Source organism: Agarivorans albus, from assembly GCF_019670105.1.
GTDB lineage: Bacteria > Pseudomonadota > Gammaproteobacteria > Enterobacterales > Celerinatantimonadaceae > Agarivorans > Agarivorans albus.
On sequence record NZ_AP023032.1, the window covers coordinates 2666688 to 2687736 of the forward strand.

Genomic DNA, 21049 nt, shown 5'->3' on the forward strand with positions numbered 1-21049 from the left:
ACAAATCTGAAGCGATAGTCATTGACCAGCTGTTGCCCATGAATATCTCGAATAGCCCCTGACACAACTACTTGATAACGTTTGTCCGCTAATAACTCTTGGTGCGGAGTAAAGCGCAAGCGAGACCCATCTGCAAAAACTTCATGCGATATGTCTCCAGCGACTTTAGATCCATCAACATATAGCTCAACCAAACTGTCACTAAATTGACTTAATAAATCACGGTCTAAGATTCGGTTAAACTGAAGGTCAATAGGGGCTGTATTTGGCCATACCATTTCTGCTGCAGGAACATGCTGGGTAATTTGCAGTAAGTCATTTTCTATAGTACTTAGTCTTCCCCCCAAGTGATTTACTTGAGTGGGTTCAGCTATAGGATTTTCAGCTGGTTCACCATTTAAATATGGGAAAGCAGAACCAGCATAAACTGCCCGATGTTGAACACTTATAGCAGTGGTATCACCTAGTACCGAGAAATAATGGCGTAATGGTAAAGCTTCAGAATACTGACCACTCAACCACGGAGAGATATCGTATAATTGAATATCTCCTTGTCCCGCTGCCACATATAAGGTTTGGCCTTGCAAGGAAATTTGCCCAGCATTTACGGTACCGTTTCGAACTAAATAGGCAAGATTTACACTATCTACTGCGGTAGTACCTTCTACTCGGTTACGATCAAACGCAACAACCGACGCGCCTTTACCAGAACTCACCAATATCAGGTTGCCATGAACCACTATATCTTCGGGTCTAAATCTGGTTTCGCTTAAATCAGTAGTATTAAATTGAGAAACCAATTGGTATTGGCCGCTGGCCAATTCAAGTTCAATAACTTTTCTAGAATCAGTCATCGCGATCCACAAACTGTTATCATACTTTGCCAACTGGTATGGCGTGCCGCTTAGCACCGTTCTATCAATCAGTGCTATCGACCATAATGTTCTGTTGTTCTCGCGCCTAAATACTTCAACACCACCGCTATGCGATACGTATATAAGTTTTTCATCGGTAAGAATATCGCGCACGTTGCCGCTCAATTCATAGCGGTTTAGCAAAATAGGGTCGGTCGCTAAAGTCACATCAAAGTGATACATCTCGCGGCCACCGGCGATAAACAGATCGTTTTTACTCAAGGCGATAGTTTCAAAGCCTTTTGACCCTAAACCACCATCAACGTCAAACACATAAGGCTTGACTAAATCGCTAAAGCTTTTTTCTACGATCACTGGTTTAACCGGATCAGACACATCCGCAACAACTAATCTAGCCACATTAGTGCGTAATTTCTTGCTCAATCGGCCAGAAAAATCATATACATCGTATTCTCCGCCGGTTATGGCATAAAGCACTTGATTAGCCATAACAATACCAGATACTGGGCTCGGTTTATCACTAGACAAGTCCACCGAGCCAGTCGATATTCCCGTGTAGAAATACGGTTGCGAAGCCTGAGCTACGTCATCTGGAAATTGAATGTTAGCGGCAGTAACATCACTATATCCAAAGTCACCAGCGGGTACTTGCACCGACATACGATGACTATTAGCAACGGTGATATTAGCGGCTGGTACACCAGAAAACCAAACCTGAGTAGACGAACCAAAACCAGAACCGTAAAGATCAACATAATTCCCGCCTTGAGGTCGTCCTTGCAAAGGATTGAGGTCTTGAATATCAATCTTTGGCATTACTACCACAGCGCCATTTAAGGTATCTGCAACACCATTGCGGATAATAGATACAGGTAAGGCTACTGTGCTACTGCCCAAAAATAAATTGGGTAATTCAAGCTCCAAGCTAGTTTGGTCAACAAAAGAGATAGCATCGTTTGAAACCACCACGTCACCAATCACTACCGATATTACGTTAGAGTCCTCACCAAAATAGTTGCCCTCTAAACGTAATTGCTCGCCAGCTTCACCGTGAATATAGTGACCAAATTCCTTACCATCCTTGATTCTAACCACTCGTTCCAAGACTGGTTTTAGCGGTACCAACTGATATTGTAAACTCACCGGATAAGAAAGCGTTGAACCGTATAAGTTTAGTAACTGATTATTAAGCTTAATTTCAACTACGCCACTACTTTTATCAGCGGTGTCAATATCTGAAATTTGAACCAAGCCACCACTCACTCGATTAGCGGCGACTATTTGATACTGGTCTTTGCCAAGAATGTTGCCATCAAGGCTAATGCTAACGGCTTGATCTATATTCGAAGAGTCGGTATTTATCAATTGATTGAAATAAATGTCTATCGATTCTTGGCTACCTAACGTGGCGCCCTCTTTCGGTGATACTTCGCTGATCACAAAATTAGGGTTGGGTAATTCACCTACCCCAGGTTGATTACCTACCAAGGTTTGCCCATCATTAACAGCAATAGCCCCGCCCTTAGAATCACTTGGATACCAAGCATTGGCTTCCCAGAGGTTGTTTGAGTTAACCGCATAAACGCCTACTAGCGAATCGGTTGCTACGATTAATTGACCATATTGCAGGCTAAAACTAGCGTTAAGATTATTAAGTGACAGCCCTTCTAAGCCTTGTGATTTGAACAAGCCTCTTTCGAGATCAGTGAACACCACCAAAAATAACTGACCATCTCGTTTCAGTAATATATGTAGCAAGCCCTTATGCCACTTAACATCTACAGGCTGCCCTTGTAACTCGCCTTCAGCAAACACGAGATTAGAAAGGCCTAATGGGGGATCTAGTCGAGGATGATTTAAGTCGAAAAATCGAACAAAACCCTTACCAAAGGGATCGGCGACTGACAGAGCCACTACCTGACTGTTTCTATTGTAATCAACTCCAGTAGCAGTAAAGCCCGGCACAGGATAACTTTCAATCAACAGTGGATTAGTTGGTTCAGTCACATCTACAACTTGTAAACCATCACTATCACTAGCAAGAAATACTAGATTATCTACAACAACTAAGCTATTCACCGCCTGTTCAGTACGTAGTTGAGATAAACGTAAGGGACGTGATGGCAGAGTAATGTCATAAATCTCTAAGCCATGTTCCATCAGTGTTGAATTACTCTGGCTAGGCTTGGCACCAGCAGAAATACCCACAAACAATAAATTGTTATGCTCCTGTAATGAGCTAATTTGATGTGGAGGAACATTAGGTAAATCAAACAAGTCGGAAGAACGCTCTACGTAAGCCAAAGTACCAATAAAGCTCAACTCGTCATTTAGCGATAAATATACCTTATAGACGCCACCATTTAACACTCCAGGAGAGCGGAACTGAAAGACACTCAAAGACACCACATCATCTTCTAAGTCGGTGATTAAACCACCCTCAACGGTATATTCGGTGTGGTATAACTTCCCATCAGGGCCTTCCAATACTATCCGCGTTCCTGGCAATATAGCATCAGCCGAAGCGGTCACCTTGATAAGATCTCCACCAACAAGATCTATTGCTTGGGGCGAAATATCGTATTGGAGGTCTTCGCTAGGTTCCGCAGTAACAATGGCCCCTAAATACTGGGCTGATTGGCTACCATTAACTACTTTCACATGGTGTTGACCAATACTTAAAGGCAACATACTTAGCGCATTTTCTGGAATATCTAGACGGTTTTCACTAAGCCAAACATAAGGAACTTCATACATATCAACAAAGACTCTAAGTTTGTCGCTAGCAGAAAAGTCCTGACCGTTAATACTGATAGTAGACTGGGAATATTGACGGTAAGCACCATTGTCAACCGAGTGAATAACAGGTGTTAACTCGTCTTCAGCAGCGGTTGAAAAATCAACGCTATACGCTAGCCATTGGCCAGAGCCTCGCAATGAGCGGACATTGTTAACCACCAACTGGTATTGAGTTAGCGGTTTACGGCTAAACTGAATATTAAACGCAAAACTTGCGTCTCCTTGTAAATCCAGAGGCTCTATAGTAACAGCAATAGGTAAACTAGTTTCAGTTTCACTAAGCTCTACACCAGCTATCACAGACGCTAAGGTTACAGCTTCGCTAAAACGCAGCGTAATAGTCTGATTGCTTGCAAGAATAGTTGCAGGTTCCAAAGTAGACTCGGCTACAAACACCTGATGAAGATCAAAGCTCTTCAATCCACCATCACCGGAAGCAGTAATTAAACGACCATTGTAGTAGTCTACATTTAACACTGGTTCGTTATTACCCGCCGACACAATAGTCGGCGACATAGGCTCAGTAATGTCAACCACCACCAATCCTGTCGTTGTCGCTACCGCCAATAAGTTAGCCAATCGAGTTAAACCAACTGCGTTACTGCCTTGAGCTTGTAATGAAATATCAAGCGGCAAGCGTAAACGCTGTTCTGGACGTTCTTGGTGGAAAATTTCAATCCCTAAATTGCCTAAGGCTACAAAGACATAGTCACCATAAAACTCAAGATCAAATACCGTGTTGTCAAATAACCAATCACGACTTAAATAAGGGTCAAATAAGTTAACCGCATTTATTTCGTCCGCTTGGCCATTACCTCGTTCCTTAGCCGTATCCAATGCTTGAATACCACATGGTTTCCAAACCGCAGAAGCTCCGGAGCTCTGGCCGTACAACCAGTCCTTTTGATAATAAAGTGAACCGGCTTTCCTTAAATTAATACCAGGAGAAACATCTACAGGGTCATTTATAGCTGTAAAATTAGCCGCCAAAACAGCTCCCGCATTAACCTGACCACTTAAGTAATTACAAGGTTCTGGGGCTATTTCAGGAATAAACTCATTATAAGTAGCTGAAAATAATGCGTTACCAGACTGGAACAAACCACTAACTAATTTACTTTCATTTGCGTATAGGTTGCCTTGGCTTTGCAGGCTGTTTTGGTCATTAAGGTTTAGCCAGTTTACACCTGCTGCACCGTTGGCTGTAAACACTAAGTCCTGTCCAGCTACGCGAGATGCTTGTACCGAAATAGAATCTGCCGATAAAGGCAACTTATGCCCCTTATTTCGTTCCAAAGTGCGTAATTCAGCTTCACTAAGACGAGAAAGGTCATAACTTGCATCATTGATGTTGAAAGCTTTTGTTTGTAGCTGAGTAGATGTGATAGCCCTGTCAAGATGTCGCTGTTGGATAGCTCCATTACCTATAGAAAATGCACCTCCAGCTAGCTCCGGTTGATTAGCATTTTGAATATCAAAACTATTCGCCAACCAAGATGAAGAAAGCAGATGCCCTTCAATCTCAGTCATAGATTTGTGGCTTGTATAGTAACCAGAAGCCGTAATTGCCATCCCTGTAGCATGGTCAATCAACAGATCTACAGGTTTAACCTTATCTGAGAATGTTTCACCAAGTAAGGCTAAACCATAGCCAAAACCTTGTTCTGCATTTAGAACAGCTTGATTTCCATAGCGATCTTTAACAATAAGTTCAGATTTACCGCTCACTCCACGCGGGGTTGTAAGCATTAGAGTATCGCTAGATAATACCTCCACATCTCGCGCTGTGGCGCCACCAATACTAACCACAATACTTTCGCTAACCGAGGTACCAGGTTCAAAACCACTACCTTTTAAGGTGACTCTGGTACCGCCACTTAACGGCCCCCAAGCTGGGGTCATGTAATCAAGAGACAGCACTTGATCAACGACTAAAGCTCCTGCTTGATTAGCTTTGCGCGTTATTCCATCTTTTTCCAATGAAACAAATAAATCGTAAATTCCCGCTTGTTCAAAGCCATCACTGGTAGCATGAATAATGCTAACCAATGAATTTGCATCACTGCGTTGTACATCGGTAATGGTTAATGCCTTACCACCAATATAAACGCCTAAACCATCGGTAGATAATGGTATACCTTTGACAGAAATGGTTAACGCGACAGGAGTGCCTGCTGATATGTGATTGGGAACAACAGCATACAACTCTATAGGGTCAACCGTAGATTGAGAAATAAGCAGTTGGCGACTAATAGATTGTTTTAACTCATAAAGCGTAATACTACTTGTTACGCCACCCACTATAATCGGTTTCGCTGCTGTCAATCCTTTAAGCACCGACAGAGTTATTACATCTCCAGTGTTCAATTGTTCAGGAGACGTTAATTGAATAAGTGCATCATTGTTCACAATATCGATATCAAAAGGAACGGGCTTATCCTGACTATCTACTAGTCTAAAGTACTGCTGATTATTGTCGGTTAAATCTATCGCCTTATTAAAGCGTAATCTGATGTTTGCTTCTGCAACTGAGCTTAATTCAACAACGCCTGAAGACGGATCGATGCTGTTCAGTTTCAAAACCACGTCAGGAGCAGCTTCTATCCAGCCATTGCCAGCACTAATCACCGAGTATGGTGTAGTGACCAAAGTTCTAGCATCACCTGAGTTGGCAAAGCTATTAATCACAATAGGGCTAATTGGGTTGGTCACATCAACGACAACTACCCCGCTGTCTTCAGTTACCGCATAAACAAAATCACCAGACATCGAAATATCATATACATGCCCTACATTACTGACGCGACTTACTACCTGGGGATTAGCCAAATCGCTAATATCAATAACTACCATGCCTGAGTCACCGGCAGCCAAGTAAGCGTGGCTATTTTGAATAAATACCCGAGAAGCAGGGATATCTAAACTAGATAAAACCTTAGTCCCTTGCAGGCTATTATTTTCCAGTAAGTAAAACCCACCCAGCTCACTGAATTCAGGACTCATTAGGCGTTGTTGATCAAAGTCATAATTGCCAGCAACCACGCTATAGACTGTTCCGCGTTGATCGGCCTTAACTGTAGCAACATCCAAAGCAGGCAATTTATGTGGTAAAGAGATTGTATCTACCAAATAGGCTTTGGTATCCAAACTTACATCAATCTGACCCACACCGCGCTCCGCCAAGGCCAGCATCAGAGCTTTATCTTGAAGCTTAATACCTCTAGCGAACGCTGCGTTTAATGGCAAAGAGCGAATAATAACAGAATCAGATAAGTTATCGTTGTTAACACCGATAACAAACAGTCTGGCACTACTAGGCTGAGAGCTGCTAAATTTAGCCGCACTCACGTAAATTCGTTTGCTGTTTCGGCTAAACGATGCAGTAACACCCAGTGCGCGATAACCCGTTGGTAAGGCAATTCGACCGACAACGCGATCATCTAGCAGATCTTGATTTTTATCTATGCGCTGTAATAGTTCGTCTGGGTTAGCAATGTCATCTACATCAGAAATGTAAGTCGACGCATCTATGTTAGTAATTAATACCCCATCGCGTCCGGCTGCAGCAATAACATAAGTATTGCTTGGGTCCATCACCATCTGATAAATCCGAGCGGCTTGTTGCCCGTCTTTGCCAGTCTCAATACGCATATTATTGGCTTGTTGATATTCAAAAGCTGCAGCTAGTGTAACCGTTTGTTGATCGGTATTAACTATCACTACATCGCTACTGCCTAACTGCCCTGGCGGAGTAACTAATTCAATAAGCTCTGGACTCAGTACCTTCAGGTTGTCGACTTCAACCCCGCCAATCCAAACTCGAGTATCCCCTGCGCTAACAAAACCGCTACCACTTAATACTACCGAAGTGCCACCGTTTACACTGCCAATTGTTGGCGAAATAGTATTTAAGTTTAACGGTTCTACATAACGTACCGCGCCTAACCATTTGTCTTTTCTGCCATCAGCCACTTCAACTTCTAAAGAGGCAACCCCAGCTGCATGCGGAGGTGCAGTGATGGTATAAGATGATACGAGACCATCGGTGTTAAGCAGTTCAACACCCGCTATTTCTTCACCAATACGAACAATAGGATCATTGGCAAACATAGCCTTAAGAACAAACTGGCCACCAGCTGTTGCAATAACAGCCTGTTCTACCTCAACTATTCTCGGAGCATCACCATACACATTGGCCGTTGCAAACCGCAGTTCATAGTTTACCAAGCCTGCACTTCTACGGCTTCCAAGTTCAGATTCGATCACCACTTTATAAGTAGAATCAGCGTCAAAATCTTCTATAGGTTTAATCAGTAGACGCGTACTTAACAATGGGTCTAGTTGCGCATCAAACGTCAACTCCAAGCCATTCGTACTGCCATCATCTTTACTTAAGTGAAGGTAGCGAGCTAAATACGCACCTGCGTCTTGGTTAGCAGGGATACTCAAGCCATGATTAAAGTCAATAACAATAGTGCTATCAACAGCAACATGAGTAGCGTTTTGCTCGGGGGAATGCTTAACGATATCGCTAACATAAGTATCGGTAAACTGTAGGCGAGAAATGTAACCTAAGTTACAACTACCCTCTCCAGTTTGCGTTTCTTCTACATAAGCAGCTAAGGCCACACCGTCATTCGTAAGGTGTTCTACAGCATTGGGAAGGTCATTCACCCCGCTATAGTTGCCTTCTACCCGGCAAGTATTTAAATCAGAGGCTAAATGCAGAGCATCCAATACAGAAACATTATCAACGCGACTCGTATCTAAAAGATCAAATTCATAACTTCTTAGAGTTTTGCCATTACTTCTCAACTGGCTAACCGAGGTATAAGTGCTACTCATACCATCAAGATGAGTTTTTAAAGGAAAACCGTTGTCTTGATAATGCCCTAAATGGTTTAAGGAGTTATTACTTTGAAGCCCAACAATGCCAACACCAGAGCCAGCAACTGCAAGTCGATTGTTATCGCCCTGAGAAGATACTTTTAGAGAATTTTCTCCATCTAGTAACCTTACAGCTACTTGTGGAGCGGAAGGTCGAGACAGGTCATAGTCAACGAGGTACGATTTCCCACCAAACGAAGAATTAACCAGCAACTTTTCGCCAACAATAGCAAAATCTTGAATGTTTAATGGTCGAACAACCCCACCTATGCTAGCGGTCGTTATACGCTGTAATAAACTTGGTCTTACAGGGTCAGCTAAACTAAATAGCGTAATCTCGCTATTGTCTACCTGCCCTATTAACAATTTATCGACTACCTGCATCTTTGTAGGTGCATTGGCACTTGGTATAGGTAAAGCAAACAGTATGTCTCGGTTTTTACTGCCTTGACCTAACTCTTCCGGTAGTCGAGTTTCTCGGTCATAGACCAAAATCCAATTTCGACTTTTATAAGGTGTATTTATTAGTGGTATATCGAAGCCATTGGCAGACACATAAAGTTGAGTATCCGATAACACCATCGTTCTAGGCCACACATCTTTAGGCAAGTCGTAATAACCTAAACCATGCATTGGTGCCGCATTTTCTAGTTCATCTAAGTCATAGTGAACCAATGATAACCAAGCAGGTGAAACCAACTGATTAAACTCATTAGTATTAACTAAATTGTTATGGTGTGGCCCATCAACAAAAGGAATCGGCACGCCCAATACATATACTAAGCCCAACTCACTATCCGACTCCAAGCCAATAATTCTGCCAGGCGGCAACTTCGTTACGTCCGGTGCTATTAGTGGAGGCAAGCCTTTAGCAGCTCTATCAATATCTTTCAGTATCTGGCTTATACTTGCACGCTCTCGAGTTTGCAGTGTGCGATTTACCGACAATCCGCCAAAAAATAGAGCCTTAGACTTATGAGCGACTTGATTGGTAATGGAATCAACCAACACTAGGTCGACATAAGACCTTGTTGGTAAGTCAATATTAGGTACCACCCACTCTAGGCGCTCACCACTATGTAAAATAAGAGAGTCATTGTTTACAAGCGATTGATATAGCAGCTCTGAACTACCATGTTGATAAACCTTTAAACCTAATGACTCATTAAAACCATAACCAGTCAACGTTACCCGTTCGCCTGCGCCAACTTGTTTAACATTTACAACGCCGGGAGTAACAGCATTAATCTGCAATACGTCCAAATACGTAAACCCACCGATAATCGAAGCGGATAAACCTGCAGAATTAGAGACATTAACGGCAGCAGGGCCCGCATAATTAGGTGGAGTCACTATATGTAAACGGCTCACTCCATCAGTAGAGTCAATTGAAGATATTTGAGCGGTTTGATGACCAAAAGTAACCCGAGGCTCCTTACCAAGATGAGTAACCTCAATAATCACATCTTCGCCACCTTTCACTGTACCCGATGATGGCTTAATCGATTTAACAATAGGGAACGGCAAATCACCAGCAACTGAAGTGTTAAATTCCCAAACGTAATCATTAGCAAGAGCGTAGCCTGTGAGAGGACTTAAACCAGATTTAACAACTACCGTGTAAGTAACTCCAGCTTGTAGTTCTTGGTGTGGAGTCACTTGTAATGCTGTGTGACTATCCACAGCCCTATCTACAAATGAGACAGAAAACTGCTCACTAATATCTTCACCCAGTTGATAATTACCTTGGCTATCTATCAGTACAGAACCTTCAAAAACCTGCACAAAATCAACAACATTTTGGTCTAGTCCTAAAGGCGCAGAAAAATCGATAATAAATGAAGGGATCGCGGTGCTAACGTGTTGCTCATTTCGCCCTGGTAGCGTGCCCACAACAGTTAGTTCTGCTAATTCAACTCTTGCAATACCTTGTTTACCACTAGCAACTTGAATCGCTCCGCCCGCTAAAGTTAAGTCTCTCGCAACATAACCTAATTCTGCCGCTTTATGATTTAACAACGCGGGAATAGAAGCATCTACACCAGCTTGGTTCAAACTGTCTAAATCAAATACCTGCAACACCGTTTGGCTAGGTTTGTCTTCTTGGTTAAGATACTGGGTAGTTAAGTAAGCTTGGTTGCCCACTACAGCTATATCGTAACTACCGCTAGCCCGGAAATCTTGTCGTTCAGCTTTTATAGACACTGATTGGACAAACTTAGGATTGTGAGGGTCTCTAACATTAATCACTGAGAACTGAGACACTTGACCATCGCCAGCCATTTCAGCTACAAATACACGGTCACCAACAACTTCAATGCGATTCGCAACACCCAAGGTATCGATTGATGCAACAATCGGCATGGCAGGATCAGCAACATCGGCAATAACCACGCCTTGGTGAGATGCAGCAATAAAGGCGTAATCACCAGAAATTTTGACATCACGAGCAAAACCATCTGGTTTAATAAAACCAACTCGCCTAGGCGCACTCAACTGCTTAAGGTCAATAACTTGAACTCCGCCATAGCCGTTAGCAACAAAAGCTAAACCATCTTTTCTATCAAGACCAAATACCTGAGAGTATGGCAAGGTATAACGCCCTTCTAATAAGTACGGCAGGCCAAACTGCCCGTCGCCATTACGTATAGAAAAGACCAATAGTTCTCCATCTTGGCCACCATAGTACTTGGCGCCAGTCTCGGGGTTAAGATCAATTTCTTCTTGTAGGCTCGAAGTAAAGGAAGACCCAGGTTGACTCTTTTTACTGATAGCAATTCCGTGTTTTGATGCTAAAACAAAATTTGCATCTGTATGAATCTCACTAATAATGCCTTCAAAATATTCAGATGCCCCATTTAGCAACTGTGAATAAACAAAACGTTCACCAAGCTCATTATCTTCGGCGACAAACTCCGTTAAAAACAGGCCTGAGCATGCGCCACAGGGATCATTTGCTAGTTCATTCGCTACAAATGAAATGCCTTGTTCAACAACTAAAGGATCTACGGTGCTCCAACTTCCTACCACTGCACCTCGACGTTCATTAGAACTAAACTGCTGAATCGCATTGTAGTAAACACTTTTGGCTGCGTCTTCGGTACCTGGGCTCGGCATGAAATAAGTCTGATTAGTCAAACCTAAACCCACTTCATGAGTGGTCTCAGCAACGGTTTCATGGTTTGGAGTGACCACCTTGGCAACAATCCTCACCCTTTCATTACGATTACGCTGTCTAGCTAATACCTTGCCGTCAGCTAACTGGGTCCAATAAATATAACGATGTGAGTTTGGCTCACTAAGCTCTATATCGGGGCGCACACCATGATCAATGCGATATAGCTGAGTATTCTTACTCGCCAACTCAACCCAACGTCCGTCTGCAGTTTGGTGCTCTCGAATAAGTGTTGCTAACACACTGCGATTCTCAGCAACGCCAATATCCGTAACAGCCACAGCGATAGTTAAAGTCTCAGCTTGAGTTAATATATCGTTATCAACTGGGTTTAGTACTTCCAAAAGCGGTTTAACTGTATCTTCTAAAATACCAACGTGTACCACTTGAGAACGACCGGGTTGGTTCAATCTATCGTATGCTACCGCTTGCAATGCAAAGCCTTGAGCACCCTCTGGTGGCAGTATCTCTAATTGATACTGGCCAAATTGCCCAATACCTCCAGAGCGAGTAGAGATACTTTCAAATACACTATCAACCAATGAGCCGTTTATGTAAAAATCGACACGGTCAATACCTTCCACGCCCAAATCATCGCCCACTTCAGCAACCACAGACATAACTTGTCCCTGAATGACTGAAGCTAAATCGTTACTCGGCTGAATAATTGTTGCGGTGGGCGGCTGATCAACTTGAATGTTAAGTTGCGCCGCTAAAGAAGGCTCTGAACTATTCCCATCTAAATCTTCTGCTATCGCCCTAAACGCAATCTTTCTACCCGCCATTCCCTGAGGCACAGCTATATCAAATTGATAAGGAGCTAAGCCATCAGAACCAATTTTTTGGAAATTAGCATTTGCTAGGGTGTCAAAATCTACTGCCTGATATAGACTAACCCGGTTAATTCCAGACTCTAAATCACTCGCGGTAACACTTACGACTAGATCTCTACCCTCAGTAACCGTTGCTCCATCTATCGCAATAACATGACCAAGAGAGTTTAAAAATGAAATATCATTAACAACAGGAGCTTGATTTTTAACTAGCTGAACACTGCGTGAAACAACTGTTTTATTCCCCGCGCCGTCATTAGCAGTTACCTTAACTAACAAAGGTAAACTCGTTAAAGAAGTTGATTGCTCAGCAACATAATCTGATAGTTTCGCTACAGCTAATTGCCCACTCCATGGAGCGGCTAATAACACTTGAGATGAGACTAACTCTGAGTTGGAATCAAACATGCCATTGAGATCGCCATCGGCTAATAACTCAACTTTAACATTTGCGACTTTAACGTTATCTTTTACCACAAAACTAAACGGTAACTGCTTCCCTTCCGCCACCGTACCACCAACCACTGGATAATTAATACTAAGCTCCGGTGCTAGTGTGTCTTTTTCTACAATAACCTTAGTTGTGTTAGCCGTATGCACCGTACGAGGATCACTGAGAGTCCTCAATTCGGTCACACCTGCTGTTAACTGAAGATCTCGTCCCGCTTGCCCAAATGGAATGTTCAGGTAAAAGTCATAAGGGGCGGCTGTAGAGATAAAGGTTTTATCACCAGACATTAATCCTGCTACAGTAAGAGAAACCCTATCTACAGCCACGTCATCAATGGCATTAACTTGGATGAGTAGGTTCTCACCTTCGGTCATAATGCTATTATTTGTAGGTGAAGCTATAACCACCGTCGGCGGCATATCCTCCACCAATTGAATGGCTACCTGTTCCTTGGCGATATGTTTATCCAAATCACCATACTTAGCACCGTAGGTATCTAGCGCTTCTATCTCAATAAAAAGTATATTGTTTTCTGGGTTTGAATGATCGAACTCAGGTAGGTTTAGGCCAAAATTGTAAGGTGGTTTTCTGTTTCTAAAGTCTAGTAATACCTCGGACCCGCGGCGAACCACAGCAACTACAGAGTCAATGCCAACATCATCATAAGCATTGACTTGAATATCTAGAAAACTTCCAGCGACTTGATTAGTACCATCGATAGGACGCTGAATATCTACAACGGGTCGCTCATCAATTTTAATGGGTAAACTAAATTCTGTACTATTAGTGTTGCCTGAAGCATCAACAGCGTTAACTTTTACCCAATAATCAAATCGAGCAGTACTAATATCAGAAACATTGTCAAAGCGATTTACAATTTCAGACAACCTTTCTACATGCAATAGCTGTGAATATATAGGGGTATCGAAGCTACTTGTTGTACTTGGATCACTATCAACACTTGGAATAGAGCTTACTCGCCTAACTGTTTCGAAAGCGTCTTGTTTTCTATAAGCTAAGCCCTCCTCCCACAATCCGTACCCCACCTCCACAGACATACTGGACACTTTAACGTTGTCGAAAGCTCTCCACCTAAAACTAAAATCACTATGTTCGGTAGCGGCAAAACCCAACTCAGGAGATATTACGGCAATCTCTGGATTAATTTCGTCAACAGCAGCAATAACACTTATGCTATGTTTACCAAGAGCGTCGTCGCTATCGGTAACTGTTGCAGTTAGCTCAATCTGATCATTTCTTTGATAAACAGTAGCCGGAACCTTCAGTAAAAACCTTTTGGTCGTTAAATTAGGGCTGTTTTTCTTAGCAAATTGTTCCGCTATAGAAACCGAGTACTTTCGTTCATATTCATCATACATCTCTTCAATAGCTTGATTGATTTGAGCATCACTAGCATTTGCACCATTTTCAGATTCAATGGTTTGTAGTAGTTCTCCGTTGGCAAACACTTGTATTTGCGACTTACCTAATAAACGGTCATCGGTGGCAACAATTCCTACACTTATTTGCACTGTTCCATTTACGATGTATTGATCAGCAGCAGGACTAACAATTCTAATTTCAGGAGCAATATTAGCCAAAGGGTGGACAATAAAGCGGCGTTCAGAAACATGTTGAGAACCATCTATCGCTCTTAGTACGTACTCGGTAGGTTCTGTCTGTAAAAATGCTATTTCAACATGCTTGTTCAATACACTACGTGTAGGATATGCAGGGCATGTGAATTCAAACTCCTCGAGATACTCTTCAACTAGCGAACCATCTCTTGTTACACGGTATAAACCTAAATGATGAAGTTCAGTATCATCAGATACATCAAATTCTAAGGCAAAGTCTTCACCGGTGCGCAGCCAAAATTCCGCATACTCCAACACCGCTGGATCGATGATATTCTTTTGAAACTTGCCATCAACCTTGTATGAAGACAGTTTTTTCAATTTTAAAAGCGGTGCATTATTCTCGATAATCGGCAAATTTATTTCTTGAGAACTCAACTTTCCAGAATGATCTTCAACTATAGCGGTAAGATTTAGCGCGCTACCAGGAAGAATATCTTGAACTTTGTATTGAAACTCGAAAGATTTTGTTTGTGGCCAACTAGCAACTTTGGAATATAAACCTTTGTTGTCTAGCAACGACAAAGACTTAATTCCTGCATTGTCACTAGCATTCAATCTAACTGATAAAAATTCTCCATCAATAACCTCAGATTCAACACTAGGTGCTTGTATGTTTACTTCTGGAGCTTGTTGGTCAACATTCAGATTTGTAGAGATAATAGCATTTGGTGTTACCGCCTCTCTTAAATGTGAACGCCAATCTGTTGCAAAAGCAAAGAGAGATAAACGACGGGCAGAACTGATAAAAGGAATCAGCCATGTACGAACAACAGACTGGTTTAACTGAGTTAGCTTCTCAGCACTGTTAAACAACAACAAAGCCGTTCCATTGGCAGATGAGTTATCTTTAACAACTAATTGCAACTGAGTAGAGCCACTTGCGCTATGCGCTTGCTCACCAACAACATAAGGCCCCGATTTGCCGAGAAAATCAATGCGAATTTGTCTCACATAGAAGCTATCTTCAACGCCATCTATAATCGGCTTAATTTCAACATATGGAGTATTTTTGGGGATCCATTTGGTAAATATCAATTTGCCGTTGTCATCAATTAATTGATCAGCTTCAACAACAAATGAACTAGGTTCAACTTGACAAATGGAAGCCTCGGAGTAGCTAAGCTTGTACGACACAGTCGCATTTTCTACGATCAATCTCAGTGATGAGCTTGCTCGGAACTGTGCTGGTGATACAAGTATTTTTTGGTCTTTGAACGCAACAAAACGTTTATCGTCTAACTCCAGCGTTGCAGGGCTCAAGGCTTGCTCTGGATAACTGGTAGTAACTGCCCAATTTGGGTCTTGATCAACTAACTCAACTTCGCTGCTAAATAAGCGAGGATCAATCATATTATCCGCGCTTAAATTACTCCAAAAACTGCTAAAGTATGAGGGTATCTCTTCATCTAGATAGTCATCATCGATAGAAAACCGAGTACGAACCAAGTCACCATCTTGCCAATTCCTACTTGGTAATTGCTCAATCAAAGTTACCACAGGAGCTAAATCAGGTTTTATAGCAACATTATGAGTAACTTTCTCCACATTCCCAGAAGTATCTGTAACCTCAATTTTTAGATCAACGCTCATACCTTCATAAGGAACAACCCCCAAAGCAGATAAATCATACACCGAACTTGCAGACAAAGTTATGCTAGCTTGATTTAGCTGGTCAGCAGCCATTAATTCAACAATTTTGTCGGCGACTAAGGTAACTTTGTAGCTGCTAATCGCTACGTTGTCTTGCAACTCTGCGCGAAAGTCTAATTCTTGCCCCTCAACAATGCTGGTCAAAGGAGTTAAGATTCTAATTGTTGGCGCTACTTCATCATCTTTAATTACGAGGTCAATCAACCTAGAAACAATTTGATTACCACCTTGATCAAATGCTTGCACAGCAAACTTAAAGTGCTTACCGTCACCAAATTCACTAATATTTATTGGTAATCGAACTCGTGCCGTAAAGTCTGAATAGAAATGTTCAGCTATTACAGTAGAGCCAAAAGAATTGTCATTATCAACCGTGACTTGTTCTACTCTGTCTTTTCTCGCTAAACTTTCCCAACCAACACCAGTATCAACACCATCGCTATCTAATAAAACAGCGTCTATAGCTGCGATATAGCGATCATCCGCTGCTGTTCCTACAACATTAAAAGCTTGATCGGGCAGTAAGCTTAGATCGGATAGCGGTTGGATCAAGGAAATGCTTGGGTCTACAACATCTTGGTTATAACGTAACTCTAATACCAGAGTAGAACTAGCTTCATGAACATCGATTGCCCTTATCGAAATTTGAGTGTCTTGCTCAAGCTTAGGTATACGCGTAAATGCAGTAAAATACCCTCCCGAGGCAACAACTTCCTTGAGTTTTTCACCATAAAACTGCTCAAATATTGATTCCTTCCCATTCTGAGTAACAATAAAATCAACTTGAGCTAATCCCAAATCATCACTTACTAAAGCAGCAATATTTAAGGCCTCACCTTCAGTGACACTAAGCCCTGAAGCTGGCTGACGTAACGAAATCACTGGAGCTTCATTTTCTAATGTATCAAATACCCAATCAACAACGTTCTGGTTACCGAAGTTATCAACAGCCTCGACCCTCAATTCAACCGATTGCTGATCTAAAACACTCAGTGTTTGAGTCAAGGTATAATCGGGTTCACTGTTTTCTATCGTGTACTTATTAACCTCACCATTTACACTGACTGTAATACTAGCTAGTCCAGCAGAGTCTTTAACGTTAAGTGTTAGGGTATGATCCTGGTGATTTACCAATGCAACGCCTGCTTTGGGAGAGATTAAGGCTATATTTGGACCAGTCTCATCAGCAAGCACTGACAGCTCTAATGAAGTTGTAGCTGATACCTGACCAAGTAAATCCCACGCTATTGCTTTTACTAGAATAGGTTTAGCTTTGTTGTCCAAATCAAAATCTGCCATATTAAGTTGGTCAGAAATCAATAATTCTGGGCCGGGCGTCAACCCCGATACTTGGTCAAAGCGACGTACCGCAATGCGCTTATTATCCTGCCAGTACTCTAATTCTGCCCCTACAACAGCGCGATCGTCTTTTGCCAATACACTCAAGCTAATTAAGTCTGTAGGGCGGTAAAGCTCCTTATCACTAACCATCTCTACTATAGTAGGAGCTTGGTCTTCCAATACAGCTAACCAGGCAGTTACAACAGAGCTATTACCTGCTTTATCCCATGCCGTTATCGAAATAGGATAACTATCAAAATCATTAGCAGAACTACCGATAAACTCTGGCGCCCTTGCCATTTTCAAAGCTGAAAAAGCGGTTAACGCTCCAGGAATATCTTGAGGAGAAAAGTCGTCGCTGGCTATTTTCGTATCTAAACTTCCCGAGAGATAAAAATCGTTACCCTCTTTGTAAACTCCAGCTAATTCAAGCCTATCTACACCTACATTGTCATAACCGGTAACTTTTATAACAAACTCTGAGTTTTCAATGAGCTCAGCGTAATTCTGACCTAGCTTCAAGGTATTTATCTGTGGAGATGCTAAGTTAATAACAGGGGCTTCTTCGTCAAATCCTAAGGTAATATTAACCGCAGCGCTGTTATTTGTTTGTCCTTTAGTGTCATAGGCGACAGCCGACAATCTCAAAGACTGAGCCGAAGAAATGTTCTCTGGAGTATCATAAACTGTTGCATAAGGTCTCGTTTTATCGCTACCAATTAATCTTCCGTCAACATAAAACTCGACTTTCTCAACGCCAATGTCATCAACAGCATCAGCACGAACTTGAACAGGCAAACCTGCAGTGGCCACATACCCTTCTGTCGGACTAGTAATTGCTACTGATGGAGCAAAATCCTGTTTAACTGGGACACTAACAACGGTACTTTGCACTTGCTCTTGGTGGTAGTCCGTTACCTTTGCCTGTAAGTCTAAATTTGTGTAGATCAGTTCAGGATCTATAAAGTAGTCAAATTGTACTTGCTCAGTAAGGCTCTTTTTCCCAATATGTTGATTGTTATCAACCAATACTTTCGATTCAAATTCAACACCATTTACTAACAACGCGACTTCTGTGCCAGCCAGTAGAGTATCGTCCTCAACCGTCAACAAAATTGGAATTGTTTGCCCAGCAGTAACAGAACTGCCAGCCGTTGGAGAACTAATAACAATACTAGGCCTGTCATTTTTTACCACTCGAATTAAACGAGAATTAGTTCTAAATACGGCGTTGTTACTGCCATAAACATTCATGTAGACGCTGATATTGCGTTCGTTAGTGGAGATAGTTGGCAATTGGTAATTTACCGACCAAGTTTCGAAGATCTCATCTTCATCATCGAGGTTTTTTCTTTGTTCTACAGATGGAAAGTTAGCCTCTCCAACGAGTTCACCATCAAGATAAAGCTCCGCTTTAGTAATGCCACTATTTTGTTTACTTAAATCAGGTAATGTACCTAAAAGGCTACTAATTGTTGCTTTAATTTGAGTGCTTTCTACCCACACGGTTCCATCAATAGGATTTTCAAATTCAAATTGTGGTGCAACAGCTTCTGGGGCATTGACCAATTCTATCGCAGAAACATTTGTACTAGATCTTTGACCTGCTGAATCAGTGGCAATAGCAGTGACATCAATAGAACGGCCGGCAAAATTAGCATCTAGCGGGAAAGACATTTTATAAGGGGGCTCAAGTAGCTCCCCCATAACCACTCCATCGACCAAAAACTCGACTTTTTGGATAGCGACATCATCACTCGCTATAGCACTTAACTCCAAGGTTGATGGGACCAACAGCTGTTTTGGCGAGATTATACTCACTTCAGGAAATGCGTCAGCTGAAGCAACATATAACAACCCTTTGGCGTTAGGTATAGCTTCTAAATAAAAAGTCACTATCGCAGGATAATCTTCAACAATAGGCGAGTTAGCTTGCAACGAATTAGCCGATTTTAGCTTAAGTAAGGCTTTATAAGCTTCAGGAATCTCTAGAGCAATCTTCCAGCTTTCTGGAATCGTAACTACTGAGCCATCGGAGTAATGCCCCATTATATTGGGTAAAGTATACGGCTGGTTTAAAGAAGGAAGTACCCAAGGCTGTTTATTCTCTCCACCTTGGTACGAAAGACGCTCTAAGGTCTTATCGTAATCGACATCAACAGTAACTTGTTCTGGAGGTAAACCTGGGTAAGTAACCGTAATAGTCACTGGGTGGTCAGACGTTTCAGCTAACGGATACACAACCCCAGCAGGCGTTACAGCTACTAACTCAGGTGAACTAGACTCGTATTTAATGGCTCTACCTAAACCAGCCATACTAATAGGGCCACGAAACTCGAAGGTTACAATTGGATTTAATGCTACTGTTTGCAGAGGGTCGGTAATCTGAACCAAAGCCGATTCAAGTGATAGCGACAACACATCTTCTTGAATGTTGTCACCCGTTGTAACCAGCTCAGACAAAGCAGTTTGATTACCAGAAGCATCAATGGCGACAACATCAACCAATACAACTACATCACTGGCAATAGCAGCGTTACTTAATGAGCCATTCACCGGTATTGTCAACGTGAACAAACTTTGGTCATTACTTATCGGAATAAGGGAAGTAGTTTCTTCAGTCTTAGCAAAAGAACGCTTTCTTGCCTCGTTAATTACACCACCAGCTTGGCGAATATCAGAAGCTCTTAAGCCTATTGCATTTACTTCAAGACGTGAAAGATCTGTATCATCGGAGGCATTAAAGGTAACTGTTAGGTATTGATCTTTATCAACTGAAATTGATGCTCCAACAACATCAATTTTGGGAGCATTAGATTCATTGCTAAACTGCTCGTTATGGACGGTCTCAGTTTCATCAAGTCTTACAATCTTTACGGATGGAGAGTATTTTTCAGCGCCACTCAAAGTAAAACTTATCTGGCAACGACCACTTGAATCACTCCAAGCACTAACTTCATTACTAGAAAAAGCATGGCGTAGATTAACACTTCCTGCCTCTATGTAAGCAATAGAAGAACAATCACTAAACACAGCACTATAACTACTTTGTTCATTACTATCAGAGAGGGAAGAAGTGGCTCTAATATCAATTTGTGCGCCACACATTCCTGACACAAAAACTAATAAAAATAAAACACAACGCAAATGCCTGCGGTTATACATCCATGTTCTCCAAAAGCGATCATTCGCAAATAAATTTAGTGGTACTAACGATGAAAACTACTTAGAGAAGGCAAAAAGTAAATGATAGTTCCCCTGCATCCATACAAAGAAATATCTACCATTTCATCTCATACTGTTAATAACCAGCGGATATTAACTTACTCAACCAACCTACTCAATATCAATATGAACATTTTAATCAATAAAATCATAATATCTAATATCACGCCACA

General features: G+C 41.9%; 1 protein-coding gene (running past one end of the window). It reads right to left on the bottom strand.

Translation table 11 applies throughout. From position 1 onward, the window contains the following. On the bottom strand, nt 1–20759 hold the 5' portion of the coding sequence (locus tag K5620_RS12100) for an Ig-like domain-containing protein (protein WP_221077369.1). Its footprint begins 17452 nt before the window's first position; only the first 20759 of its 38211 coding nucleotides appear in the window; its start codon is at nt 20757–20759; the stop codon falls past the left edge of the window. Between the last annotated feature and the right edge of the window lie 290 nt (nt 20760–21049).